22 protein-coding genes and 1 tRNA gene are annotated in these 23,562 nt (G+C 70.5%); 8 read left to right on the plus strand and 15 right to left on the minus strand.

What is annotated here, in order from left to right; all coding sequences use genetic code 11:
• From LADH09A_RS02830 to LADH09A_RS02840, 3 genes are all read right to left on the minus strand, one after another.
• The coding region (locus LADH09A_RS02830) for a CNNM domain-containing protein (RefSeq protein WP_238643208.1) at nt 1-161 on the minus strand (161 nt) is incomplete at its 3' end.
• 117 nt (nt 162-278) lie between these two features.
• Nucleotides 279-2,477: a (Fe-S)-binding protein gene (locus tag LADH09A_RS02835; RefSeq protein WP_238643209.1), complete on the minus strand. Its 2,199-nt coding sequence runs from the start codon at nt 2,475-2,477 to the stop codon at nt 279-281.
• 208 nt (nt 2,478-2,685) lie between these two features.
• Nucleotides 2,686-2,949, minus strand: coding sequence for a cell division protein CrgA (locus LADH09A_RS02840; RefSeq protein ID WP_088950861.1), 264 nt, complete (start codon nt 2,947-2,949; stop codon nt 2,686-2,688).
• Nucleotides 2,950-3,169: 220 nt separating this feature from the next.
• Between LADH09A_RS02840 and LADH09A_RS02845 the strand changes: the two genes are divergently transcribed.
• The 4 genes from LADH09A_RS02845 (at nt 3,170) to LADH09A_RS02860 (ending at nt 6,849) form a co-directional block, all read left to right on the plus strand.
• On the plus strand, nt 3,170-3,970 hold the full coding sequence (locus LADH09A_RS02845; RefSeq protein ID WP_238643168.1) for a DUF881 domain-containing protein: 801 nt from the start codon (nt 3,170-3,172) through the stop codon (nt 3,968-3,970).
• 1,049 nt (nt 3,971-5,019) lie between these two features.
• Nucleotides 5,020-5,913, plus strand: a complete 894-nt coding sequence (locus LADH09A_RS02850; protein ID WP_238643169.1) for a class E sortase — start codon at nt 5,020-5,022, stop codon at nt 5,911-5,913.
• A 4-nt stretch (nt 5,914-5,917) separates the two neighbouring features.
• A complete protein-coding gene (locus tag LADH09A_RS02855) occupies nt 5,918-6,196 on the plus strand; it encodes a hypothetical protein (RefSeq protein ID WP_238643170.1) in 279 nt (92 codons plus the stop codon).
• Between the two features lie 2 nt (nt 6,197-6,198).
• Nucleotides 6,199-6,849, plus strand: a complete 651-nt coding sequence (locus LADH09A_RS02860) for an aminodeoxychorismate/anthranilate synthase component II (protein WP_238643171.1) — start codon at nt 6,199-6,201, stop codon at nt 6,847-6,849.
• A 21-nt stretch (nt 6,850-6,870) separates the two neighbouring features.
• Here LADH09A_RS02860 and LADH09A_RS02865 read toward each other — a convergent pair whose 3' ends face one another.
• From LADH09A_RS02865 to LADH09A_RS02900, 8 genes are read right to left on the minus strand one after another with little or no spacing between them, the layout of a single operon-like run.
• A complete protein-coding gene (locus LADH09A_RS02865) occupies nt 6,871-7,566 on the minus strand; it encodes a SanA/YdcF family protein (protein WP_238643172.1) in 696 nt (231 codons plus the stop codon).
• Nucleotides 7,567-7,594: 28 nt separating this feature from the next.
• A complete protein-coding gene (gene pknB / locus LADH09A_RS02870) occupies nt 7,595-9,412 on the minus strand; it encodes a Stk1 family PASTA domain-containing Ser/Thr kinase (protein ID WP_238643173.1) in 1,818 nt (605 codons plus the stop codon).
• The gene (locus LADH09A_RS02875) at nt 9,409-10,818 is read right to left on the minus strand and encodes a serine/threonine-protein kinase (protein ID WP_238643174.1); all 1,410 of its coding nucleotides are present in this window, start codon (nt 10,816-10,818) and stop codon (nt 9,409-9,411) included. Before LADH09A_RS02875 ends, pknB begins: the two co-directional genes overlap by 4 nt.
• Nucleotides 10,818-12,323 carry a peptidoglycan D,D-transpeptidase FtsI family protein gene (locus LADH09A_RS02880; protein WP_238643175.1) on the minus strand — a complete coding sequence of 502 codons (1,506 nt, stop codon included), beginning with the start codon at nt 12,321-12,323 and terminating at the stop codon, nt 10,818-10,820. Before LADH09A_RS02880 ends, LADH09A_RS02875 begins: the two co-directional genes overlap by 1 nt.
• Complete coding sequence (locus LADH09A_RS02885) at nt 12,320-13,810, minus strand: FtsW/RodA/SpoVE family cell cycle protein (protein ID WP_238643176.1); 1,491 nt, start codon at nt 13,808-13,810, stop codon at nt 12,320-12,322. Before LADH09A_RS02885 ends, LADH09A_RS02880 begins: the two co-directional genes overlap by 4 nt.
• A gap of 30 nt (nt 13,811-13,840) precedes the next feature.
• Entirely contained in the window at nt 13,841-15,310 is a 1,470-nt protein-coding gene (locus LADH09A_RS02890; protein ID WP_238643177.1) for a PP2C family protein-serine/threonine phosphatase, read from the minus strand.
• Nucleotides 15,307-15,792, minus strand: a complete 486-nt coding sequence (locus tag LADH09A_RS02895; protein WP_110562905.1) for an FHA domain-containing protein FhaB/FipA — start codon at nt 15,790-15,792, stop codon at nt 15,307-15,309. The genes LADH09A_RS02890 and LADH09A_RS02895 overlap by 4 nt, the downstream gene beginning before the upstream one ends.
• 6 nt (nt 15,793-15,798) lie before the next feature.
• Entirely contained in the window at nt 15,799-16,587 is a 789-nt protein-coding gene (locus tag LADH09A_RS02900) for an FHA domain-containing protein (protein WP_007454122.1), read from the minus strand.
• Between the two features lie 207 nt (nt 16,588-16,794).
• On the opposite strand from LADH09A_RS02900, the gene LADH09A_RS02905 reads away from it, so the two are divergent.
• From LADH09A_RS02905 to LADH09A_RS02915, 3 genes are all read left to right on the plus strand, one after another.
• A tRNA-Leu gene (locus LADH09A_RS02905) sits at nt 16,795-16,880 on the plus strand.
• A gap of 64 nt (nt 16,881-16,944) precedes the next feature.
• Complete coding sequence (locus tag LADH09A_RS02910) at nt 16,945-18,060, plus strand: NAD-dependent epimerase/dehydratase family protein (protein ID WP_238643178.1); 1,116 nt, start codon at nt 16,945-16,947, stop codon at nt 18,058-18,060.
• Nucleotides 18,057-18,866 carry a WecB/TagA/CpsF family glycosyltransferase gene (locus LADH09A_RS02915; protein ID WP_238643179.1) on the plus strand — a complete coding sequence of 270 codons (810 nt, stop codon included), beginning with the start codon at nt 18,057-18,059 and terminating at the stop codon, nt 18,864-18,866. Before LADH09A_RS02910 ends, LADH09A_RS02915 begins: the two co-directional genes overlap by 4 nt.
• Before the next feature lie 64 nt (nt 18,867-18,930).
• Here the strand turns inward: LADH09A_RS02915 and LADH09A_RS02920 are convergent, their stop codons facing one another.
• Nucleotides 18,931-20,487, minus strand: a complete 1,557-nt coding sequence (locus LADH09A_RS02920) for a S8 family peptidase (protein ID WP_238643180.1) — start codon at nt 20,485-20,487, stop codon at nt 18,931-18,933.
• A gap of 217 nt (nt 20,488-20,704) precedes the next feature.
• Here LADH09A_RS02920 and LADH09A_RS02925 point away from each other — a divergent pair, with 217 nt between their 5' ends.
• On the plus strand, nt 20,705-21,304 hold the full coding sequence (locus LADH09A_RS02925) for a hypothetical protein (RefSeq protein ID WP_238643181.1): 600 nt from the start codon (nt 20,705-20,707) through the stop codon (nt 21,302-21,304).
• Here LADH09A_RS02925 and LADH09A_RS02930 read toward each other — a convergent pair.
• The 3 genes from LADH09A_RS02930 to LADH09A_RS02940 all read right to left on the minus strand — a co-directional run bounded on the left by LADH09A_RS02930 (nt 21,272) and on the right by LADH09A_RS02940 (nt 22,957).
• Nucleotides 21,272-21,670 carry a hypothetical protein gene (locus LADH09A_RS02930; RefSeq protein WP_238643182.1) on the minus strand — a complete coding sequence of 133 codons (399 nt, stop codon included), beginning with the start codon at nt 21,668-21,670 and terminating at the stop codon, nt 21,272-21,274. The genes LADH09A_RS02925 and LADH09A_RS02930 overlap by 33 nt on opposite strands.
• Before the next feature lie 214 nt (nt 21,671-21,884).
• Nucleotides 21,885-22,106, minus strand: coding sequence for a DUF397 domain-containing protein (locus LADH09A_RS02935; protein ID WP_238643183.1), 222 nt, complete (start codon nt 22,104-22,106; stop codon nt 21,885-21,887).
• Nucleotides 22,076-22,957, minus strand: a complete 882-nt coding sequence (locus LADH09A_RS02940; protein ID WP_030487606.1) for a helix-turn-helix domain-containing protein — start codon at nt 22,955-22,957, stop codon at nt 22,076-22,078. Before LADH09A_RS02940 ends, LADH09A_RS02935 begins: the two co-directional genes overlap by 31 nt.
• Nucleotides 22,958-23,562 lie beyond the last annotated feature (605 nt).

Below are 23,562 nucleotides of genomic sequence, written 5' to 3' on the forward strand. Positions count from 1 at the left end.
GAGTCGGGCGGGCGCGGGGCGAGCGGGGCCGCGGGGGGGGCGGGGGCGCCCGCGGCGGCCCGCCGGTCGATCTCGGCGCGGTCGACCGTGACCAGGGCGAACTCGGCCGCGACGAAGAACGCGTTGCCCGCGGTCAGGGCAACGAACCCGACCAGCGGCAACAGCGTCGTCAAGAGCAGGCCGTCGATGTCGCCTCACCTCGGCGAGATTCTTGCACGACGGCGGCGACCCCTCAGGGGGCCGCCGCCGTCGATGTCCAGATCCCAGGAGTACGCGCCTCAGCCGCCGACCGGCGCCGTCTCCTTGCCGCCCTGCGGCTGCTCCGGCTTGACCGAACGGAGCAGCACGGTCGCCACGTCGATCACCTCGACCTGCTCGCCGGCGCCCTTGCCGTTGACGCCGTCGCTGAGCATCGTCGAGCAGAACGGGCAGCCGACGGCGACCGTCCTCGCCCCGGTGGCCATGGCCTCCTCGACCCGGTCCACGTTGATCCGCTTGCCGATCTTCTCTTCCATCCACATCCGGGCACCGCCGGCGCCGCAGCAGAAGGAACGCTCGCTGTTGCGCGGCATCTCGGTGAGGTCGCCCTCGATGGCGTCCCCGAGCACCTCGCGGGGGGCCGCGAAGACCCGGTTGTGCCGGCCCAGGTAGCAGGGGTCGTGGTAGGTGACCCCGCCGTCGACCGGCTGCACCGGCGTGAGCTTGCCGGTGGAGACCAGGTGGGCCAGCAGCTGGGTGTGGTGGACCACCTCGAACTCACCGCCGAGCTGGCCGTACTCGTTGCCCAGGGTGTTGAAGCAGTGCGGGCAGGTCGCCACGATCTTGCGCTTGGCCTTCTCCCGACCCTCGAACGCCTCGTTCAGCGTCTCGACGTTCTGCTGGGCGAGCATCTGGAAGACGAACTCGTTGCCGATCCGCCGGGCCGGGTCACCGGAGCAGGTCTCGCCCTCGCCCAGGATCGCGAACTTCACCCCGGCCTCGTTGAGCAGGGTGGCCACGGCCCGGGTGGTCTTCTTGGCCCGGTCCTCGAACGCCCCGGCGCAACCGACCCAGAACAGGTACTCGAAGTCGTCCACCTCGCCGACGCGGGGTACCTCGAAGTCCAGGCCCTTGGTCCAGTCCTCGCGGGTGTTCTGCGGGGCGCCCCACGGGTTGCCCTTGTTCTCCAGGTTGCGCAGCATCACGCCGGCCTCGGAGGGGAAGCTCGACTCGATCAGCACCTGGTAACGGCGCATGTCGACGATGTGGTCGACGTGCTCGATGTCCACCGGGCACTGCTCGACGCAGGCGCCGCAGGTGGTGCAGGACCAGAGGACGTCGGGATCGATGACACCGCCCTCCTCGGCGGTGCCGATCAACGGCTTGTCGGCCTCGGCCAGGGCCAGCACGTCCAGGTGCGCGAGCTGCGCCTGGGTGGCCTTCTCCTCGCCGGTCAGGTCCTTGCCGCCACCGGCCAGCAGGTAGGGCGCCTTGGCGTAGGCGTGGTCGCGCAGGCTCAGGATGAGCAGCTTGGGCGACAGGGGCTTGCCGGTGTTCCAGGCCGGGCACTGCGACTGGCAGCGACCGCACTCGGTGCAGGTGCTGAAGTCCAGCAGACCCTTCCAGCTGAACTGCTCGACGTGGGCGACGCCGAACTGGTCCTTCTCGGGGTCGGCCTCCTCGAAGTCGAGCGGCTTGCCCTGGCTCGTCATCGGGCGCAGCGCCCCGAGGCCGGAGCCGGCCGGCCGGGCCGGCTCGCGCTTGAAGAAGATGTTGGGGAACGCCAGGAAACGGTGCCAGGCGACACCCATGGTGACGTTCAGCGAGATGACGATCAGCCAGGTCATCGAAATAATGATCTTGATGACCGCGGCGACGCTCGTACCGTCCTGCCAGTCGGGCAGTACCGCGCCGACGGCGTGGCTGACCGGGGTGGCCCAGAACGGGTACTCGAAGTGGTCGGTGGCGACCTTGAAGCCGCGGATCACCAACCCGAAGATGAGGACCAGCAGCACGATCCACTCGACGAAGTAGCCCTGCCACATCGTCGAGCCCGTGAACCGGGACCGCCCGCCCGGCCGGCTCGGCCGGTTGCGAAGCCGGATCGCCATCAGCACCAGGATGCCGACCACGCTCAGCACGGTGATGACCTCGGTGGCCAGACCGAAGATCGTCCAGTGCCCGATGATCGGCAGCCCGCCGGTCGGGCTGACCACCTCGAAGTACGCCTCGAGCACCAGCAGCGACAGCACGACGAAGCCGACCATCACGAACCAGTGCGCGGCACCCACCACGCCCCACTTGAGCATCCGGGTGTGACCGGCGGTCTCCACCAGCATGGTCCTGGCGCGGGTGACCTTGTCCGTGAACCGCTCCGGCGCGGGCTGCCCGAGCCGGATGACTGCCACCATCTTCAGGACCGCACGCACCGCAAGCCACACCGCCACGGCGGTGATGGCGGCCGCGAGGATCGTGGTGACGATCTGGACGCTGCCCATCGAGTTGGCCTCCCCGGTCTGCTGCCTGATGACCTCGCTGCGCTCGGTCATGCAATGCAGCCTACGCGAAGGTTACCCAGCGGTAACGTGAGTCATCTCGCAGTAGGCCACGCTGCCTGCGGACACCATAGGGGGCCCCACCCGATCCTGCCGGGCAGGGGCTCGGTGAGGTGACGCGTGACCGCCGGTGCGGCGACGCCGAGCCGGCTCAGCGCCAGCGGGAGAGCAACGCCAGCGAGGCGACCATCGCGCCGAAGCCGACCGCGAGGTTCCAGTAGCCCCACGCCATGACCGGGTACTCCTGCTCGGACAGGTAGTAGACGACCAGCCAGCCGATCCCGGCGACGATCAGGGCGACCGCGGTGACCGGCAACCACACCGGGCTAGGCTTGCGCGACGACGCCGTCGTCGTCGGACGGACGTCCGTCGGCGGGGTGTACACCTTCTTCTTACGAACCTGAGACTTGGGCACGGCGCTCTCCAGAGGGGTGACGACCTCGTCCGGCCTGACAACCGGGCGCGGGGGCGACGGTCCATGGCCAATAATGTCGAGAGCTAGCGTAGTCCCGATTGCCCGCCCGGACCACGAATGGGGTCAGGCCGGTGCACGGAGTGACCGAAAGAGGCGGGACTGTTCGCATCACCGGCCCAGCCGGAGCGGACCGATCCCTGATACGTGGAAGGAACGCTCGGTGGAGTACACATCCGGCGCAACCTCCTGGCAGAAGGTCCTGCGCCGGGCCGCCGCCGGGCTGCTGCCCCGGCGACCGCGTCAACGGCGTCCGGGCTGGTCGATCGGGGTGCCCCTGATCGCCGCCGCGGCGGGGCTGCTCTTCACCACTTCCGCGACCACCGCCGACGGCACCGCTCTGCGCGAGGACCGGCGACCCCAGCTCAACCAGCTCATCGAGGACCGGCGCGAGCAGGTTGCGGCGAGCGAGCGACGGGCCGCCACGCTGCGCGGCGAGGTCGAGCAACGCACCAACACACTCGCCGGCTCGGACGTCCCGATCAAGAACCAGCAGAACCGCGCCCAGGGCAGCCTCCAGTCCGCCGGGTTCACCGCCCTCGCCGGGCCCGGTGTGACGGTTGAGCTGAACGACGCACCGCAGCTCGACCAGACCCAGTCGGACGCCAGCAACGACGACCTGGTGGTGCATCAGGGGGACGTCCAGGCGGTGGTCAACGCGCTCTGGGCCGGCGGGGCGGAGGCCATGTCAATCATGAATGTCCGCGTGCTCACGACCAGCGCGGTACGCTGCGTCGGTAACACCCTGCTGCTCCATGGTCGGGTGTACTCCCCACCGTTCAAGATCGTGGCGATCGGCGATCCCGCTGCCCTCCAGCAGGCCCTCGCCAGCTCTGAGGGAGTCCGGTTGTTCAAGGACGCGGTCGACGACTACCAGCTCGGTTACGAGGAGACGACCTCCACGGTGCGGGTTCCGGCATTCGAGGACTCGACCGCCCTGCGCTCGGCTACGGTGCCCAAATGACCGGGCCGGACGAGCATCGCGACGGGCGACACCGGAATCAGACCGACGAGCCGACCGATTTCCTGCCCAAGGTCGACCGTCCCGAGCCGGCACCCCGGCCGACCCCGGCCGGCAACTGGCCCGAGCCGGTGTTGCCCGCGCGACCCGCCGCGTCGCGCCCGCCGACCACCCCCGAACCTTCCCGCGCCGCCGAGCCTCCCCGCGCCGCTGAAGCTCCCCGCGCCTCGGAGCCGCCCCGCGCCGCCGAAGCTCCCCGCGCCGCTGAGCCGAATCGCGCCGTCGAGCCGAATCGCGCCGCTGAAGCTCCCCGCACCTCGGAGCCGCCCCGCGCCGCCGAGCCTCCTCGGGAGGCTCGGCCCGCTGTGCCGCCGCCTGGCCGCACGCCGACCACCGACCATCTCGGACGGCCGACGACCGGTCGACCCGATCCGGCCCGCACCCCGGGTCGCCCTGGCGTGGAAGCCCCTCCGCCCTGGCCGGGCAACACGGCGCACCGGCCGAGCCCGCAGGGTGGGGCAAACCCTCCCCCTCCGGTGACCCCCGGCCTACCGCAGACCCCGATGAACCAGGCCTCGGTTCGGCCGGCTGCGCCCGGCAACGCCCCGACCCGACCTTCCTGGCCCAGCGCCTCGTCCACCCGACCGGCCGGCGCCGCACCCACCCCGCCACCGGCGACCGCCGGGGGGCAGAGTGCAGCCCCGAGCAGCCCGGGTGCTTCCGGCGGAATGCCGACCCACCCGACCGCAGGCGCGACAGGCCGGCCCGTCCCGTCCGGCCCGTCGACCCCGCCGGTCGCCGACTCGCCGACCGCGTTCATACCTCAGGTCACCGCCCGACCCGCGCGCCCCACCGGCTCCCCGGCCGTGCCGATCTCACCGGCCGCCCCCGACCGCGTGCCGGCAGCCGGGCAGGACAGCCTCTCTCCGACCGGGCCGGGCCGTGTCCCGCCGCCCGGGCCCGGCCGGGTTTCGCCCGCAGGGCCGGGTCGGGTCTCTCCCGCGGGGCCCGATCGCGCCGTCGACCCCGGCGCCACCGCGCTGATCCCGACCGTGCCCGCCACACCCGCGACCCGGCCGCCAGCCATGGACTCGACGGCGCTGATGGGTGCCGTGCCCCGTACCTCGGTGCCCGACGAGCAGACCGGTGGCGGCGACAACCCCGCCGAGCCTCCCCGACCCCGACGCGGCGAACGCGTGGTCCAACTCCGGCCACACCAGACCGGCGAGGGCTACAAGAGCGTCTACTCCGAGCTCACCCGGCCGTCGCTCGGCTCCCGGATCCGCAGCGGCATCCGCGTCACCGGCGAGGTCCTGATCACCTTCGGCCTCGTCGTGCTGCTCTTCGCCGGCTACGAGGTGTGGGGCAAGTCGGCGATCGTCGACGCCCACCAGAACGACCTCAACAGCCAACTCGCGCAGGCGTGGGGCCCGACCGACGACCCGACCGTGGTGCCGTCGGCAGGCCCGAGCGTCAAACCGTCGCCACCGGTACGAGGCAAGCCGATCGCGGGCCTCTACATCCCCAAGCTCGACAAGAACTGGGTCGTGGTCGAAGGCGTCACCCAACAGGACATCCGCTACGCCCCGGGCCACTACCCGGCCAGTGCGCTGCCCGGCCAGGTGGGCAACTTCTCCGTCGCCGGCCACCGCAACCGGGCCACCTTCTGGCGACTGGACGAGCTCAACGACGGCGACGCGATCGTCGTCGAGGGCAAGACCGACTGGTACGTCTACCGGGTGTCGCAGTCGCGGATCGTCCGCCCGACACAGGTGGAGGTGGTGGCACCGGTGCCCGGCGAGCCGGACAAGAAGGCGACCAAGCGGATGCTCACCCTGACCACGTGCAACCCGAAGTTCGACAACTACCAGCGCCTGATCATCCACGCCGAACTGGACCGCAGCCAACCCAAGTCAGCGGGCCGCCCGGCGGAGCTGGGAGGCTGACCCGATGTACGCGTTCATCTGGCGCAAGCTGCCGTTCGGCCTGGTCGGAAAGCTGACCGGCTCGGTGCTCCTGGTGGCCGCCACAGTGGCCCTGCTCTGGTATGTCGCCTTCCCGTGGGCCGAGCCCCTGCTGCCCTTCGACGACGTGCAGGTCGAATCCGGCGTTCCCGCGGAGCCGGGCGACAACGCCCCGGTGACCGGGGAAACCCCGGCCGGCGACGAGCACGAGCTGCCGTACGACACCGAGCAGAACAACCCCGTGCCGTCCTCCCCGAGCAGGTGACCATGCGGGTTCTGGTGATCGACAACTACGACTCGTTCGTCTTCAACCTCGTGCAGTACCTGGGCCAGCTCGGCGTGGACTGCGACGTCCGCCGCAACGACGAGATCGACGTCGCGGAGGTGGGCAGGGTCGGTGCGGACGGCATCCTGCTCTCACCGGGGCCGGGCAGCCCCGAGCGCGCCGGCATCTGCCTGGACGTCATCCGCGAGTACGCGGGCGAGCTGCCGATCTTCGGCGTCTGCCTCGGCCACCAGGCGATCGGCGAGGCGTTCGGGGCGACCGTGACCCGCGCCCCCGAGCTGCTGCACGGCAAGACCTCCGAGGTACGGCACCACTCGGTGGGCGTCCTCGCCGGCCTGCCCGACCCGTTCACCGCCACCCGGTACCACTCACTCGCCGTGCTCCCCGAGACGCTCCCCGACGAGCTGGAGGTGACCGGCTGGACCGGCTCCGGCGTGGTGATGGCGATGCGGCACCGGACGCTGCCCATCGAGGGCGTCCAGTTCCACCCGGAGTCGGTGCTCACCGAGGGCGGCCACCTGATGTTGGCGAACTGGCTGGCCGGTTGCGGTCACCAGGAGGCACTGGAGCGGGCACCCGCGCTCGCCGCCGAGGTCAACGCCCGCCGACGGGCCGCGTTCGCCACCAGCTGAGGCTGCCCCGCCCGGGCCGGGTCAACTCCGCAGCGCGTCCTGGACCGCCGGGTCAGCGGGCGACCGGACTGCTGGCGCACGGCCCCGGAGCGCGTCCCACGCCGCCTTGCCACTGGCGAAGTAGTCCCGGACCGACTTCTCGGCCAGCAGGGCAGGGCCGCACCCGTCGCACCGGGCGACCACCCCGTCGACGTCGAGGCCGAGATGCCGACACAGGGTCACCGCCCGGGACAGGTGGTAGGACTGGGTCACGATCAGGGCCCGCTCGATGCCGTACACCTCGCGCGCCCGAGCGCAACTGTCGTAGGTGTCCAGACCGAACGGGTCGGCCACGACGCGCCGCGGGTCGACACCGCGCTCGGTGAGGTACGACGTCATCACCGCCGGCTCGTCACCCGATGTGCCGCCGCCGTCGCCCGACACGAGGACGACCCTGGCCCGGCCGCTGGTCACCAACGCCGCGGCGGTGTCCAGGCGGCCGGCGAGCCGATCACCTGGCCGCTGCCGATCGGCCGACACGGCGGTGCCGAGGACGATCACCACGTCTGCGGACGGCGCGTCCGCCTCGTCGTGCACGTGGCCGCGCGCGGCGAACGTCGTCCACAGCCACGGAAGGCTGACGAGGACCAGCACGGCGATGCCCAGGACGACCGCCCGGCGAAGGCGACGAGACCGGCCGCTCGCCGGCCCGGCGCCGGAGGCTTCGAGGTCTGTCATACCGATGCCCGAGCCCGATGGCGTCGGACTAGTCCTCCGGAAGCCGGGTCGGCGGGGGCGGGAACGGCAGACCGATGCCGCCGCCGTTGCCGGGAGTGGTCGGCGTGGCCGACGGCGTGCCGGACGGCGTCACGGAGGGCGTCGGGTCCACCTTCTCCGGAATGCCGATCTCGATGGTCACGGTCTTGTCCTTGGCCAGTTCGGTGCCCGCGTTCGGGCTCTGCTTCTGGACCCGACCGGCCTGGTCGGCCGGCACCTCGTCACCGTTGCGGAACTCGACCTTGTAACCCGCCTCGCGAAGCTCCTGGGCGGCCTCGTCGCGAGTGGAGTTGACCACGTTGGGCACCTTGTTGACGTTGCCCCTGGAGACCTCGACGATCACCTTGCTGTCCTGCGCGACGGTGGTCCCCGACGGCGGGGTCAGCTTGAGGACGATGCCCTTCTGCGCGGGGTTGTCGACCTGCTTCTCCTCGACCACCAACCCCTGATCCTCGAGCTGAGGCCTGACGTTCTCGATCTGGGAGTTGATCAGCCCAGCGGGGATCTTCACGTCGGGCTTGCCACCACAGAGCTGGATGGTCACCGTGCTGGCCTGCTTCAGCCGCGTGTTCGGCGCAGGATCCTGCTTGGCGACGGTGCCCTTCGTGCAGTCGTTGGCCAGAACGGAGTCGCCCACCTGCGGCTGAAGGTCGGCGCCACGGATCTCGGCGACGGCGGCGGCCTGACTCTTGCCGACCAGACTCGGCACCGACTTGTTGGCCTTGTTCTGCTGCTGGGTCCAGAGCAGGGCCGCGACCAGGGCGATCACCGCCAGCACACCGACCGCGCTGAACGTCGCGATCAGCCAGGAGGACGCCTTGCGTTGGCGCGGGTCACCCACCCGGGCCGGGATCTGCCGGGTCTGCGCACCACCGGCGGGAGGCGCATAGCCGCCCCCACCGCCGGCCGGGGCCATCGCGACCGTCTCTGCCTCACGCATGACCGGGGTGGCCAGGACGGGTCGGCCGGCGGCGGCACGGAGAAGGTCGGCCCGCATCTCGCCGGCGCTCTGGTAGCGGTTGAGCGGGTTCTTCGACAGCGCCTTCAGGACGATCGCGTCGATGGCCGGGGTGACGTCCGGGTTGATGTCGCTCGGCGTCGGCGGCGTCTCCCGTACGTGCTGGTAGGCGACGCTGACCGGGCTGTCCCCGACGAACGGCGGATGCCCGCAGACCAGCTCGAAGAGCACACAACCGGCCGCGTACACGTCGGAGCGGGCATCGACGGCCTCGCCGCGCGCCTGCTCCGGGGACAGGTACTGCGCCGTGCCGATCACCGCGCTGGTCTGCGTCATGGTGGTCGCACCGCTGGCGAGCGCACGGGCGATGCCGAAGTCCATCACCTTGACCTGGCCGGTCTGGGTGAGCATCACGTTGCCCGGCTTGATGTCGCGGTGGATGATGCCGTGCCGGTGGCTGAACTCCAGCGCCGCACACATGTCGGCGCAGATCTCCAACGCCCGGCGCGGCTGCAACCGACCCTCGGCGCCGAGGACCTCCTTCAAGGTCCGCCCGTTGACGAACTCCATGACGATGAACGGCAGTGTCTCGCCGGTCGGCGCGGTCTCCTCGCCGGTGTCGTAGACCGCCACGATCGCCGGGTGGTTGAGCGAGGCGGCGTTCTGCGCCTCCCGACGGAATCGCATCTGGAACGTCGCGTCCCGAGCCAGGTCGGTACGGAGCATCTTGATCGCGACGTCCCGACCGAGCCGGAGGTCGCGACCGCGGTGCACCTCGGCCATGCCGCCGTAGCCGAGCAGCTCGCCGACCTGGTACCTGCCACCGAGCAGGCGGGCCTGCGCTGTCATCGCGTCTGTCGTCCTTCGCTCGTCGTCGTCCCGCCGTTGCCCGGCTGGAGTCGTATCTCCCGACGGTACGACGTTAGGGTCGGATCGTCGCGCCCGTCGAGTCGTAGCGCGCCGGACGTCACGGCACGTGGAGTCAGCCCGGCGGGTGCACCGGCCTGTGACTGCTTCCGCAGGTTGTAGGAAATCACGCCGGAGCAAAGTAGGACCAGCACGGCCAGCAGGATGGCGAGAAGAACCATTCCGGGCCGGGACCGACGGGGATCAGGTGACGGCACCGACGGACCGGCCTGCCGGACGTACGCCGGTGGGTGTTCCTGACGGGGCGGTGCCGACGGCACCGCGGCGGCGCCGCGCGGATAACCGTTCGGTGCCATCGGCGGCCGGGCGGGCTGGACTGCCGGCGCGACGGCGGTGGGGCGCGGCTGCTGAGCCGGCACGACCGCGGTCGGCCTCTGTGCGGCGGCCGGCGGGCGGGCACCTGGCGGGCGCATCTGGTGCGCCTGCGGCACCTGGGCCCGGCCGGGCGCGGCGGGCGAAGCCGGGGCCGCGGAAACCGGCCCGGAGTTGCCAGCGGCCCTGGCCTGCTGGGAGAGCGCGGCCTTGAGCTGGCGGGCGACCCCGGCGAGTGCGGCGGCGCTCGGCCACCGGGCGGCCGGGTCCTTGGCCAGCGCGCGTTCCACCACCTGGCGCACCTGCGGCGGGATGTCGGCGGGCAACGGCCGGGGCTTCTCCCGCACGTGCTGCATCGCGATGTCGAGCGGGTTGTCGCCCTCGAACGGACGCCGACCGGCCAGGCACTGGTAGGCGACCACGCCGAGCGCGTACACGTCGGAAGCCGGGGTCGCCACGCCGCCGGTGGCCTGCTCAGGCGAGATGTACGAGGCGGTGCCGAGCACCGAGCCGGCGGCGGTGAGCTGGCCGACGAGGTCGGAGCGGGCGATGCCGAAGTCGGTCAGCACCAGCGTGCCGTTCGGCCGGACCAGCAGGTTGCCCGGCTTCACGTCGCGGTGCACGATGCCCTTCTCGTGCGCCGCGTGCAACGCGTCCGCCGCCTGCGCGACGAGAGCCATCGTGCGGGCCGGGGTGAGCCGGCCGACCCGGCTCAGCGTGGACGACAGGGCGTCGCCCTCGACGTACTCCATGACCAGGAAAGCGATCTGCTGGTCGTTGCCGAAGTCGTAGACGTCGACCACACCGGGGTGGTTGATGGTGGCCATGGTGCGGGCCTCACCGCGGAACCGCTCGGCGAAGTCCGGGTCGTCCAGCAGCGCGGGCAGCAGGCTCTTGACCGCAACCGTCCGGCCGAGCACCTGGTCGGTGCCGCGCCAGACGTCGCCCATGCCGCCGCTGGCGATCCGCTCGTCGAGACGGTAGCGGTTGCCGAGCTGGACGCCGGGGCTCAGCATCAGCGGCCCCCGGGGTCTTGAATTGCGGCCCGCATGACCTGGCCCGCGATCCGGGCCGCCTCGGCGCTGCCGCCGGAGCCGGCCTGCTCCAACATCACGCAGACCGCGGAGACCGGCGTGCCGTTCTTGTCCAGCGCGAAGCCGATGAACCAACCGTGGTCGGGCCGGTCCGGGGCGGACTGCGCGGTGCCAGTCTTGCCGCCGACGGTGTAGCCGCTGATCGCGGCCTTCCTGCCGGTGCCGTTCTGGACCACGCTGACCATCATCTCCCGCAGGTCGGCGGCGACCTGCGGGCTGACCGGTTGGCGCAGCTCACGGGGCTTGGCGTTGTAGTAACTGGTGGTGCGGTCCGGGGCGAGGAGCTGACGCACGAGGTACGGCCGCTGCTGCTTGCCCTGGTCGGCGACGGCACTGGCGATCATCGCGCCTTCGAGCGGCGTCATCCGCACGTTGTTCTGGCCGATCGAGGACTGGGCCAACGCGGCCGGGTCGGTGCTGCCGTCCGGGTTCTGCATGTCCCCGGTGCGACTGGCCTCGGTGCGCAGGCCGCCCTCGCCGAGGTGACCGACGGAGAGGTCGTCCTGCTCGAAACCGAACTGGCGGGCCTTCTCCTTCAGGGTGTCGGCGCCGAGCCGCACGCCGAGCTGGGCGAAGCCGGTGTTGCACGACTCGGTGACCGCTTCCAGCAGGGTCACCTTTGGCTCCGGGCAGATCGACGCGGCGGCGTTGCGGATCGGGCTGCCCGAGGTGGGCGGGGTCCAGCTGGAGCCGGCCGGGATCTGGGTCGTCTTGGTGATCCCGTTCTCCAACGCCGCCGCGGCCACCACGATCTTGAAGGTGGAGCCCGGAGGCAGCGTCTCGGAGAGCGCGCGGTTCTTCAGCGGGCCGTCCGGGTCCTGTTCCAGCTTGTTGTACGCCGCCGCCGCCTCGTTCGTGCTGTGGCTGGCCAGCGGGTTCGGGTCGAAGCTCGGCATGGAGACCAGCGCCTGCACGGCACCCGTACGCGGGTCGATGGCGATGGCCGCGCCCCGCTTCGCCCCCACCTGGTTGTTGCGCAACTGGTCGTACGCCACGTCCTGGGCCCGCTTGGAGAGCGTGAGCAGCACGTTGCCGCCACCGGTGTCGTCGCCGGTGAACATGTCCTTCACCCGGTCGCCGATCAACTGGTCGCTGGTGCCGGCCAGGAAGTCGTTCTCCACCTGTTCGATGCCGGTCTCGGCGAGGTTGACCGGCTTGTAGCCGAGCACGTGGGCGTACTTGGCGCCGCTCGGATAGGTGCGCTGGAACTTGAGGTTGCCGGTGGTCTCCTTGCTGGTGGCCACGGCGGCGCCCCCAGCCTCGATGTTGCCGCGCTTCCGGTCGTACTCGGCGACCTGGACCCGACCGTTGTAGTCACTGGTGCGGTATTCGTCGGCCTTCTGGAACTGGACCCAGTTGAGGTTCGCGAAGAGCAGGCCGAACAGGACCATGACGACAACGCCGACCCGGCGCAGTGGTGCGTTCACGGCTTGATCACCTCCGTGGGAGCACCGTGTAGCTGCTCGGGCGGGGCGCCGGCGGGTCGAGCAGCCTTGCTGGCGCTCCCGCCCACCGGCCGGCGGGCTCCGTCGGAGACCCGCAGCAGCACCGCGATGAGCAACCAGTTGGCCATCAACGACGAGCCACCGGCGGACAGGAACGGGGTGGTCTGACCGGTCAGCGGGATGAGCTTGCTGATCCCGCCGACGATCACGAAGACCTGGAGGCCGAGGGTGAACGCCAGACCGCCGGCGAGCAGCTTGCCGAACGAGTCCCGGACCGCGAGCGCGGCACGCAGCCCCCGCTCCACGATCAGCAGGTAGACGACCAGCAGCGCGGAGAGGCCGAAGAGGCCGAGCTCCTCACCGAGGCCGGCGAAGATGAAGTCGTTCTGCACCTCCGGCAGGATCTCCGGCTGACCGCCGCCCGGCCCCGCACCGAAGAGCCCGCCCGTGCCCAGGGCGAGCAACCCCTGGACGAGCTGGTAACCCTTGTCGGTCGGGTCGGCGAACGGGTCCAGCCAGATCTCCGCCCGCACGTAGAAGTTGGCGAACGGCCCGCCGATGGTCGAACCGAGGACGTACGCGAGATAGGCGCCGCCGAAGAAGAGGACCAGGCCGATCAGCAGCCAGCTGACCCGTTCGGTGGCGATGTAGAGCGTCACCACGAACATGCCGAAGTAGAGCAGCGAGGTGCCCAGGTCCTTCTCGAAGACCAGGACGAGGAGGCTGACCACCCAGACGCCGACCACCGGGCCGAGGTCCCGGCCGCGGGGGAAGTCGATGCCGAGGAAGCGCCGACTGGCCAGCGAGAGCACCTCGCGCTTGCGCACCAGGTAGTAGGCGAAGAAGACCAGCAGCGCCAGCTTCGCGAACTCACCCGGCTGGATGGAGAAACCGCCCACCCGGACCCACAGCTTCGCGCCGTTGATCTCGGAGATGCTGGCCGGCAGCACCGCCGGGAGCATCACCAGCACGATGCCGGCCAACCCCAGGGTGTACGCGTACCGCGAGATCGACCGGTGGTCGCGCATCAGGGCGAGCAGCGCGGCGGCGAGGATCACCGAGGCGAGCGTCCACGCGAGCTGCCGCCCCCCGATCCCGGCGAAGATGGCCAGGGTCTCCCGTTCGGGCACCGGGGCGTCGCCCAGGTCGATCCGACGCAGGAAGCCCACCCCGAGCCCGTTGAGCAGGGCCACCGCTGGCAGCAGGGCCGGGTCGGCGAACGGGGCGAGGAACCGGATGACCAGGTGCAGCCCGAGGAAGACCGCACCGAGAGCGGCTGCGGGCATCCAAAAGTCCGAGGTGACCGTGTCCAGCAGGTTCGCTTCGACGGTCGCCCCGTACGCGGCCACCAGCACCATCGCGAGCAGCAGCAGGGACAGCTCGGCGTTGCGGCGCGACCGCGCCAGGCGTACGCCGGACTGCTCGCCCGCGGTGGCGGGCGAGGGTGCCGGTGTGGCCGCTACGGTCACGGGTGGAGTCCTCTGGATCTCAGCCGACGCTCACTCAGGAGACCGGCAACCGGCCGGGTCGAGCGCCGGTGGGGCCGAATCGGAGGGCGTGAGGTCGGGTGTGGTGGTCTGGCCGGTCGCACCGATGGCGTCGGTGGCACCGACGGTCGGGCTCGCGCTGACAACCCCGTTGGGGGTCACCGACGCATCGGCACTCGGGCTGCCGTTCGGGGTCGGCGTCGTACCGGTCGGCAGGGGCGTCGGAGTGCCGCCCACCGTGGCGGTCGGGTCGAGCGGGCAGAGCGGCTTCAGGTTGGGGTTGGCCGGGGTGTCACTGGTCAGCTCGGCGAGCTGACGCTCGGCGTCCGGCTCGTTCTTGGCCCGGATGCCGACCTTGACAGTGTCCTGCGCGGCGACCGTGAGGTCGTCCAGTCGGGTGCCGCTGCGCCGGTGCACGGTGGAGAGGTCCATCCCGGCGATCTGACCCTGGACGCCACGGAAGACGGCGACCTGGCCCTCCTCGGTGGCTCCCACGTAGTACTGCCGCTGGGTGTACGTCCAGCCACCGAAGGCTGCTCCGCCGACGATGACCAGCAGAGCCAACGTCATGGCGGCGGTCCGTACCGGACGGCGCTTCGGCCGGTCCGAGTCGTCGTCCGAAGCCGCCGGCTCCTCCGGCGCGGGCGGGCGCGGCGCGGAGAGCGCCGAGGCCCGGGCGGCCGGGGTCGAGTCGTCCGCGGACGTCGCCATGCCCCGGTCGCGGGCGGCGGCGCCGCCGACGATCGGGGTCGCCTCGACGATGTCCTGATCCGTCGCGTCGGCGATGATCACCGTGATGTTGTCCGGGCCGCCGCCGCGCAGCGCGAGCTGCACCAGCCGCTCGACGCACTGCTGCGGGTCGACGTATTCCCGCAGGGTCTCGCCGATGGTTTCGGCGCTGACCACACCCGAGAGGCCGTCGGAGCAGATCAGGTACCGGTCGCCGGGGAGAACCTGGCGCACCGAGTACTCCGGATCGATGTCCCGGCCGTCCAGCGCGCGGGTGAGCAGCGACCGCTGCGGGTGGCTGCTCGCCTCCTCGGCGCTGATCCGGCCTTCGTCGACGAGCATCTGGACGTAGGTGTCGTCTTTGGTGATCTGCGCGAACTCGCCGTTGCGCAGCAGGTAGGCCCGCGAGTCACCGATGTGGACCATTCCCAGCTTGCTGCCGGTGAAGAGGGTCGCCGTCAGTGTGGTGCCCATCCCCTCCAACTGCGGGTTGGCGTCCACCGTGTCGCGGAGTTGTTGGTTGGCGGTGCCCACGGCCGAACGCAACGCATCGACGAGGGCGTCCCCCGGGACGTCCTCGTCGAGCGGCGCCATGGCACCGATGACGATGTTGCTGGCGACGTCACCGGCGGCCATACCGCCCATGCCGTCGGCAACGGCGAGTAGCCGCGGTCCGGCGTAGACGGAGTCTTGATTGCCGTCTCGGATCAGACCGCGGTCGCTGTGGGCCGCATAGCGCAGGGTCAGAGTCATGGCCGTAATTCGAGGGAAGTGCGGCCGATCCGGATCGGCACGCCGAGGGGGACGGGGGTTGGTCCGGTGACCTTAGCGCGATCGAGGTACGTGCCGTTAGTCGAGCCGAGGTCCTCGACGTACCACTGCCCGTCGCGCGGCACGAGCCGGGCGTGTCGCGCGGAGGCGTAGTCGTCGGTGATGACCAGGGTGGAGTCCTCGGCCCGACCAATGGTGATCTGCGCTTCACCCAGAGTGATCCTGGTGCCGGCCAGTTGACCGGCCGTCACCACCATCTGGTGTGCCGCCCTGCCCCGTTTCACCTTCGCCGGCTTCGCCGCCTGCCCGGTCGAGGCTCCCACCGCGCGTGGTGCGGCGACCAGGCGACCGGACCGGGCGCCCGCGAAGAGATCCCTGCGGATCACACCGACCACCGTGAACACGAAGATCCACAGCAGGATCAGGAACCCGAACCGGGCAACCGTGATGACCAGTTCCGGCAAGGCGGGTCAGCCGTCCACGCGGAAGGTCAGCGTCGTCGTACCGAGCTGGACCATGTCACCGGGGTTCAGTGCGACGGCGGAGACCCGCTGCCCGTTGACCATGGTGCCGTTGGTCGACCCCAGATCGGTCAGCACGACCTGGCCGCCGTCGAAATCCAGCCGGGCGTGTCGCCGGGAGATGCCGACGTCGGGCAGGCGCAGGTTGGCCTGGTCGCCACGGCCGATCACCGTCGACCCCATCTGGAGGGGGTAGGTGCGACCGTCGCCGGAGACCAGCCGCACGTTGCGACCGCCACCGTGCCCGGGCGGGGGGCCGTAGCCACCGCCCTGGTCGTACGCGGGGTAGGCGGGTGGACCGGCGTCGTAGCCGGGTGCCGACACCGGGGCGACCTCGCCGCCGGTGTAGACCTCGGCCGTGACACGGAACATGCCCGTGTCCAGGCCCTCACCTCGCTCGATCTCGACGATCACGTCGCCGTAGACAGTCCAGGCCTGCTCGCCGATGAACTCCGCCTGCGACTGGGCCAACTCCTGGGCCAGGGCAGCGGCGTACGGCGCCAGCCGACTGTGGTCGAACGGCGAGAGATCGATCACGTAGCGGTTGGGCACCAACGTGCGCCCACCGGCCAGGATCGCCTTGTGCGCCTCGGCCTCCCGCTGCATGGCGTTGAGGATCTCCACGGGGTGGACCACCCCTTTGAAGACCTTGGCGAAGGCCCCTTCGACCAGGCCTTCCAGACGCTTCTCGAAGCGTTGCAGCACGCTCACCGGCTCCTCCTCGGGTCCCGAGGACATGATGGTATCCGGCCGGCGCGCGCGCAGCTCACACGCCGCTCGGCCGCCTGCTCTCGGCCCGTTCGGAAGGGCCGGGACTGTCGTGCTAATCTTTCGTCCGCCACGAACGGTAATCGTTCGTGGCGAGCGCCAGGGACAGCGTAGTATTCCCGAGGCCCGCTGGAGACAGGGGGACCGGGGCGGCTACAGTGTTCCGGGTCGTGCCACGGGGATGTGGCGGAATGGCAGACGCGCACGGTTCAGGTCCGTGTGCCCGAAAGGGCGTGGGGGTTCAACTCCCCCCATCCCCACCACCGACGAGGGCTCCGCTTGATGCGGGGCCCTTCCGTCATATCGGGACGTGCCGGACGCCACGCTATGCTGCGATGGATTCTGCCTCCGATGGACCAGGAGTGGCGTGTGAGTGTCGCGTTGGTGACAGGGTCGGGTGGCCTGATCGGCTCCGAGGCGGTCCGGCACTTCGCCGGCCTCGGTCTGGACGTCGTCGGCATCGACAACGACATGCGCCGGTACTTCTTCGGCGAGGACGGCTCCACCTCGTGGAGCCTGGAGCGGCTCGGCCGTGACCTGGGCAACTCGTACACGCACTTCGCGGTGGACATCCGGGACCGGGACGGCCTGGAGCAGGTCTTCAAGAAGTACGGCTCGAACATCGCCGTGGTGATCCACAGCGCCGCCCAGCCGAGCCACGACTGGGCCGCCAAGGAGCCGTACACGGACTTCGACGTGAACGCCGGCGGCACGCTCAACATCCTGGAGAACACCCGCCTGCACGCGATCGACGCGCCGTTCATCCACTGCTCGACCAACAAGGTCTACGGCGACCGGCCGAACAGCCTGCCGCTGGTCGAGCTGGAGACACGGTACGAGCTGCCCGAGGACCACCGCTGGCACCAGGGCATCACCGAAGAGATGTCGATCGACCACTCGCTGCACTCGGTCTTCGGCGCTTCCAAGGTCGCCGCGGACGTGATGGTCCAGGAGTACGGGCGCTACTTCGACATGAAGACCGCCTGCTTCCGGGGCGGCACGCTGACCGGCCCGGCCCACTCCGCGGCCGAGCTGCACGGGTTCCTGGCCTACCTGATGCGCTGCGTCATGGAGGGCCGCACGTACAACCTGTTCGGCTACAAGGGCAAGATGGTCCGCGACGCGATCCACTCGCATGACGTGCTGACCGCGTTCGAGGCGTTCTTCCGGGCCCCGCGCTCCGCCGAGGTCTACAACCTGGGCGGCGGCCGGCACTCCAACACCTCCCACATCGAGGCGTTCCGGATCGCCGAGGAGATCACCGGCCGCGAGGCGCAGATCAACTACGTCGAGCAGAACCGCACCGGCGACCACCAGTGGTACGTCAGCAGCATGGCCCGCTTCGAGGCGCAGTACCCGGACTGGAAGATCACATACGACGTGCCGATGATCCTGCGCGAGATCTACGAGGCCAACGTGGGCAAGTGGGTGCCCCAGTCATGACCACACCACGGACCAAGCGCAACGTGCTCGGTGTTCTGGTCGACGCCACCGACTACTCCACGGCGACCGATGCGGTGGTGACCGCGGCGCACGAGCGGCGCCCGCTGGCGCTGACCGCGTTGGCCGTGCACGGCGTGATGACCGGAGTGCTGGACCCGGCCCACAACGCGCGGCTCAACTCCTTCGACATGGTCACCCCGGACGGGCAGCCGGTGCGCTGGGCGCTCAACCTGCTGCACCAGGCCGGGCTCACCGACCGGGTCTACGGGCCGACGCTGACCCTGCACGTGCTGTCACGCTTCGCCGACGAGGGCCTGCCGGTCTACCTGTACGGCTCGACCGAGGAGACCCTCGCCAGGCTGATCCCGGCCCTGGAGCGGATGTTCCCGGCGCTGAAGATCGCCGGGGTGGAGCCGTCCAAGTTCCGCGCCGCCCAGCCCGGTGAGGATGCCGAGATCGCCGACCGGATCCGCTCCAGCGGTGCCCGGCTGGTCCTGGTGGGGCTCGGCTGCCCGCGCCAGGAGGTCTTCACGTACGCCATGCGACCGCTGCTCGACATGCCGCTGATGGCGGTCGGTGCGGCCTTCGACTACCACGCCGGGTTGCTCCGCCAGCCCCCGCCGTGGATGCAGCGTGCGGGCCTGGAGTGGTTCTGGCGTCTGGGTCTGGAGCCGAAGAGGCTCTGGCGCCGCTACGTCATCCTCAACCCGGCCTACCTGGGCCGGCTCGCCGCGCAGAAGACCGGCCTGTGGAAGGCCCGCCCGCCGGCACCGGCCACCGAGATGCCGGCCACCTTCTCGGTCTGATCCGATCCCGTACGGCACGAGGCCCCACCGGTCCTCCGGTGGGGCCTCGGCCGTGGGAGACCGGTCAGACGGTCAGGGTCCAGGTGTTGATGTAGCCGGTGTCGGCCGAGTAGGTGTCCCGCACCTGGAGCCGCCAGATGCCGTCGGCGGCCTCACCGGACACGTTGACGGTGTACGTGGCGTTCACGTTGTCGGCGCTGTCCGAGGTGCTGCTGTTCTTCAACCGGTACGCGCTGCCGTCCGGCGCGAGCAGGTCGATGACCAGGTCACCGCGGTAGGTGTGCACGATGTTCACCGCGACGGTGGAGGTCGACGAGGCGTTGCGTCCACAGCCGGAGATGGTGATCGAGCTGGTCACCGCAGCGCCGGCGTCCGGGATCGACACGTCGGAGCCGTTGGTGCCCGTGCAGCCGGTGGGCGGCGGCGGGGTGGTGCCGGTGCCCACGTAGAGCAACAGGTTGGGCGAGCTTGAGCCGGGGTTGGAGACCACGTTGGGCGTCGCGCTGGCCACCAGTTGGTTGCGGACCTGCGCCGGGGTCCAGCCCGGGTTGGCGCTGGCCACCAGGGCCGCCGCTCCGACCACGTGCGGCGTGGCCATCGACGTGCCGCTGATCGTGTTGGTCGCGGTGTTGCTGTTGTACCAGGCCGAGGTGATCGACGACCCGGGCGCGAAGATGTCCAGGCAGGTGCCGACGTTGGAGAACGACGAGCGGGCGTCCGAGCTGGTCGTCGAGCCCACCGTGATGGCCTCCGTGGTACGCGCCGGCGACGTGTTGCACGCGTTCGCGCCGTTGTCGTTGCCGGCCGCCAGGCCGTACGTCACGCCCGAGGCGATCGAGTTGCGGACGGCGTTGTCCAGCGAGCTGTTCGCGCCGCCGCCGAGGCTCATGTTGGCCACAGCCGGCTTGATCGCGTTTGCGGTGACCCAGTCGACGCCGCCGATCACACCGGCGTTCGTGCCGCTGCCGGAGCAGTTCAGCACCCGTACGCCGACGAGCTGGACGGCCTTGGCCACCCCGTACGCGGATCCGCCGACGGTGCCGGCGACGTGCGTGCCGTGCCCGTTGCAGTCGTCGGCCGAGCCGCCGTCCACCGCGTCGTAGCCGGAGGTCGCCCGACCACCGAAGTCGTTGTGGGAGAAGCGGATGCCAGTGTCGATGATGTAGGCGTGCACGTTGCTCGCCGTGTTGGGGTAGGTGTAGGAGCTGTCCAGCGGCAGGTTGCGCTGGTCGATCCGGTCCAGGCCCCAGGAGGGCGGGTTGGCCTGTGTTCCGGAGATCGACACGGTGTGGTTCTGTTCGACGTACGCCACCGCCGGGTCGGCCGCGATCCGCGCTGCCGCGCCCGCGCTGACCTTGACCTCGAAGCCGCGCAGCGCCGCGCCGTAGGTGCGGGCCACCGTGCCGCCGTGTCGGCCGGAGAGTCGCTTCGCGGTGTCACCGACCCGGTCCCGGGCCACCGCGCTGTCCTTGAGTACGACGATGTAGCTGTCCGGCACGGCGGTGGCACCGCCGGCGGCCCGGACCGCACCGGTGGGTTCGGCGGCCAGCGCTGGGGTGCCGACGGCCAACATCGTGGCCGCGGCCACCCCGACCAGCACGGACCTTCGTGGAAGACCCATTTCCTACCTCCCTCCGACCGGCGGCGGATCGCGACCCCCGGTCCCCAACATCAATCGACAATTGCCGATCTAGCTGAGGGTAGATCAGTGCCCGGGCAGTTGGACATGTCGAAACGTCCATAACTCCAGGAGGATGCCCCCTACGGGCCCGACGTCCGGGGCGAACGGGGGACCGGCCCGGATTCGCGCCGCCGAGATCCGGGAAAGACTCTCGAACATGGAGAGTCAGCTCACCATCCTGCTTCCGGTCGCCGCCCTCTGGTTGGCCGCCGGTGTCGTTGCCGACGGCCTTCCTCGGCTGCACAACACCCGCGCGCTGCGCCGGCGTACCGGATGGTTGCTGGTGTTGACCCTCACCGGGGCGGCGCTCACCGCGGCCGTGCTCGGCGGCGGTCTGCTCAGCGCCGGCACGACGACGGTCGATCTTGCCGCCGCGGGGCTCGGCCTGGCGGCCGGGCCGGCGCTCGTGGCGTCGGTCTGCTCGGTGCGGCGGGTCCGCCGGTTGTGGGCCGGTGCGGGCGCCTTCGCCAACGCGCCCGCCGCACCCGCGCCGCACGGGCTGCGCGCCGCCGCGGCCCACCCGCTGCTCGGGCTGCCACTGCAGGTGACCGCCCTGGCCACGGTGCCTGCGGTGATCGCGGCGGTGGGCACCGACCTCGGCGCCGATCCGAGTGTCACCGGGCCGGCGATCACCGTCGGCGCGCTCGCGGTGGCCGCCATCGCTGTCCGGCACGCGCTACGCCACAGCCGCCTCGCCGAGCGGGCCCAGCCCGACGCGCCACGGTCAACGCGGGCGACCGGCCCCCTGCACGTATAGCAACTCCAGGATCGCCCTGGTCGCCTCGAACCAACGGTCCAGCCAGTCCTGCGACGGCACGCTGCCCTTCGGCGGCAACTCCATCAGGAGGCCACGCAGCAACGGGTGGTCGGCAAAGGACTCGGTGGGCTCCATCGGCCATCCAGCCGGCGGAAACGACGGCTCGATCAGCGGGTTGGGGTCCAGCGAAGGCAGCGAGAGCGGCGGATCCGTCGACTCGGAGGACCCCTCCCGACCGCTCAGTTCCTGGTCGGAAGAGACCACCTCGGTCAGAACGGTGTCCCGACGGGCCCCGCGATACTTGCCACCGAATCGTTCCGGCTTGGCCGGACCGCTGGTGAGGTTGTCTGAACCGATCGTCGTCATCCGTCTCGCCTACTCGCTCGGTTTCGGGTCAGTGCGACGGGTCGTTGACCAGCGCCGTACCGACCGGTTCAACGAGACGGGCGCGTTGTGGCGACGGGATTGCCTCCGGAACATCACCGAACACCGTCACGAACCGACCGCCCACCAGGGCTTTTCCCCGGACACGGCAGAGTCCCCGCCCGGCGGACCGGACGGGGACTCGTTGACCACTCGGTCAGGCCACGCCGAACGCACCGCCACGGGTGCCGGAGACGAAGGCGTGCCAGTCACCCGGCGCGAAGACCAGGGCTGGGCCCGCCTTGTCCTTCGAGTCCCGCACTCCGACCGCCCCCGTCACGTATGCCACCTCCACGCAGTTGTCACAGTTCGGCCCGCTCTTCGAGCTCTTGAACCATGCTGCCTGCGTCAGGTCCACGGGGAACCCCTTGGTCGCCATTTCCACAACGGCTCCTCTGCCAGTTTTGCGATGTGTGCGACGGACTCCTCCGGACGTATGGCCGCAGCGCGGATGTGATCGAAGATGAAGCTGTACTTCTGCAGTTCGTCGCTCTTCTCGAGGAAAAGCCCACCCGTGGCGTTCTCCGCGTACACAACATCCGGATCACCGGGCTCAGGGAAGCTGAGGATCGTGAAAGTGCCGTCCATGCCGGCGTGCGCACCCACCTCGAACGGCAGGATCTGCAGCGTCACGTTCGGCAACTCGGCCACCTCGACCAACCGCTTGAGTTGGCCGCGCATCACCTCGTCCCCGCCCACCGGCCGACTTACCACCGCCTCATCGAGCACCACCCACAGATCGACCGGATCGTCCTGGGTCAATAACGACTGACGGCCCAGACGGACACGCACCCTTTGGTGGACCTGATCGGCGGTGAAGTCCGGCCGAGCGGCACGGATCATGGCTCCGGCGTACTCCTCGGTCTCCAGAAGACCCGGCACGACCTGCTGTTCGTACGCCCGGATCGAGCTGGCCGCCGCCTCCAGCCCGACGTACGCGCCGACGAGCACCGTGCTGTACGGGTGCCACCAGCCCTTCTGGCGCGCCTCCCGGGCGATCTGCACCAGCTCGTCGCTCTCGGCACCGACCACGCCGTAGATCCGCAGCATGTCCCGCACGTCGCGAGGGGTGGCCGTGGTGTGGCCGGTCTCGATCCGGGAGACCTTCGAGGCGGAGCACTCCAACTGCTCGGCGACCACCTCGATGGTGATTCCGGCGGACTCCCGCTGGCGGCGCAGCTCGGCACCGAGCCGTCGCCGTCTGATGGTGGGACTGCGCCGCTCACTCATGGCGCAACCCGTGCGCCACTGGTCCCCGACGCTGGCTGCTCGACCCCACTCGGGCTACCTCCGGTCACGCGCCACTGGTGACACCCGCCGGGGGCGCGACCGTCGACCGGCGAGCGTTCGCGACGAAGGGAGTGGTGCCGGTCCTCGGCCGGCCGCGACGGGCGATACCGGCCCTCAGTGTGCCGTCCGCACGCGGAAGGCTTCAATAGGCCTTTCGCGCGACACGCTCACGTATTGGCAAAAGTCGACGTGCAACTTGCATGAAGCACGTCCCTGATGCACTCTGTCCGTATGGCACGGATCACTCAGCGTCTCCGTTCGGTCCCTCGGAGTGGTGACCCCACCGAGCCGGGGATGCCGGACACGACGCGGGCCCGGCCGACGACAACGAGACCTGCTCCGGGGTAATGACCCCGCCGCTGCAAGCCGGCAAGCTGCGGCGGCGGGCGCGGTTCCCGGAAGCAGTCGGGTGGTGGTCGGGTGGCGGCACGTCACCAGCGGAGTACGGCCCGACCACCACCATCCGCACCACCGGTTCACGAGGCACGACCCCGTCGCCGGCCGAGACGTCCCCCGTTCAGGCACCGCCGGCACCACCGCCGGCC

Source organism: Micromonospora cabrerizensis, from assembly GCF_022230955.1.
Lineage (GTDB): Bacteria > Actinomycetota > Actinomycetes > Mycobacteriales > Micromonosporaceae > Micromonospora > Micromonospora cabrerizensis.

Bases quoted from the DNA above. Each gene is read 5' to 3' on its own strand.
- LADH09A_RS02910 (WP_238643178.1), top strand. From the start codon at position 16,945: ATGCTGCGATGGATTCTGCCTCCGATGGACCAGGAGTGGCGTGTGAGT.
- LADH09A_RS02835 (WP_238643209.1), bottom strand. From the start codon at position 2,477: ATGGGCAGCGTCCAGATCGTCACCACGATCCTCGCGGCCGCCATCACC.
- LADH09A_RS02860 (WP_238643171.1), top strand. From the start codon at position 6,199: ATGCGGGTTCTGGTGATCGACAACTACGACTCGTTCGTCTTCAACCTC.
- LADH09A_RS02900 (WP_007454122.1), bottom strand. From the start codon at position 16,587: ATGTCCTCGGGACCCGAGGAGGAGCCGGTGAGCGTGCTGCAACGCTTC.
- LADH09A_RS02940 (WP_030487606.1), bottom strand. From the start codon at position 22,957: ATGAGTGAGCGGCGCAGTCCCACCATCAGACGGCGACGGCTCGGTGCC.
- LADH09A_RS02890 (WP_238643177.1), bottom strand. From the start codon at position 15,310: ATGACTCTGACCCTGCGCTATGCGGCCCACAGCGACCGCGGTCTGATC.
- LADH09A_RS02865 (WP_238643172.1), bottom strand. From the start codon at position 7,566: ATGACAGACCTCGAAGCCTCCGGCGCCGGGCCGGCGAGCGGCCGGTCT.
- LADH09A_RS02930 (WP_238643182.1), bottom strand. From the start codon at position 21,670: ATGACGACGATCGGTTCAGACAACCTCACCAGCGGTCCGGCCAAGCCG.
- LADH09A_RS02915 (WP_238643179.1), top strand. From the start codon at position 18,057: ATGACCACACCACGGACCAAGCGCAACGTGCTCGGTGTTCTGGTCGAC.
- LADH09A_RS02925 (WP_238643181.1), top strand. From the start codon at position 20,705: ATGGAGAGTCAGCTCACCATCCTGCTTCCGGTCGCCGCCCTCTGGTTG.
- LADH09A_RS02935 (WP_238643183.1), bottom strand. From the start codon at position 22,106: ATGGCGACCAAGGGGTTCCCCGTGGACCTGACGCAGGCAGCATGGTTC.
- LADH09A_RS02875 (WP_238643174.1), bottom strand. From the start codon at position 10,818: ATGCTGAGCCCCGGCGTCCAGCTCGGCAACCGCTACCGTCTCGACGAG.
- pknB (WP_238643173.1), bottom strand. From the start codon at position 9,412: ATGACAGCGCAGGCCCGCCTGCTCGGTGGCAGGTACCAGGTCGGCGAG.
- LADH09A_RS02920 (WP_238643180.1), bottom strand. From the start codon at position 20,487: ATGGGTCTTCCACGAAGGTCCGTGCTGGTCGGGGTGGCCGCGGCCACG.
- LADH09A_RS02855 (WP_238643170.1), top strand. From the start codon at position 5,918: ATGTACGCGTTCATCTGGCGCAAGCTGCCGTTCGGCCTGGTCGGAAAG.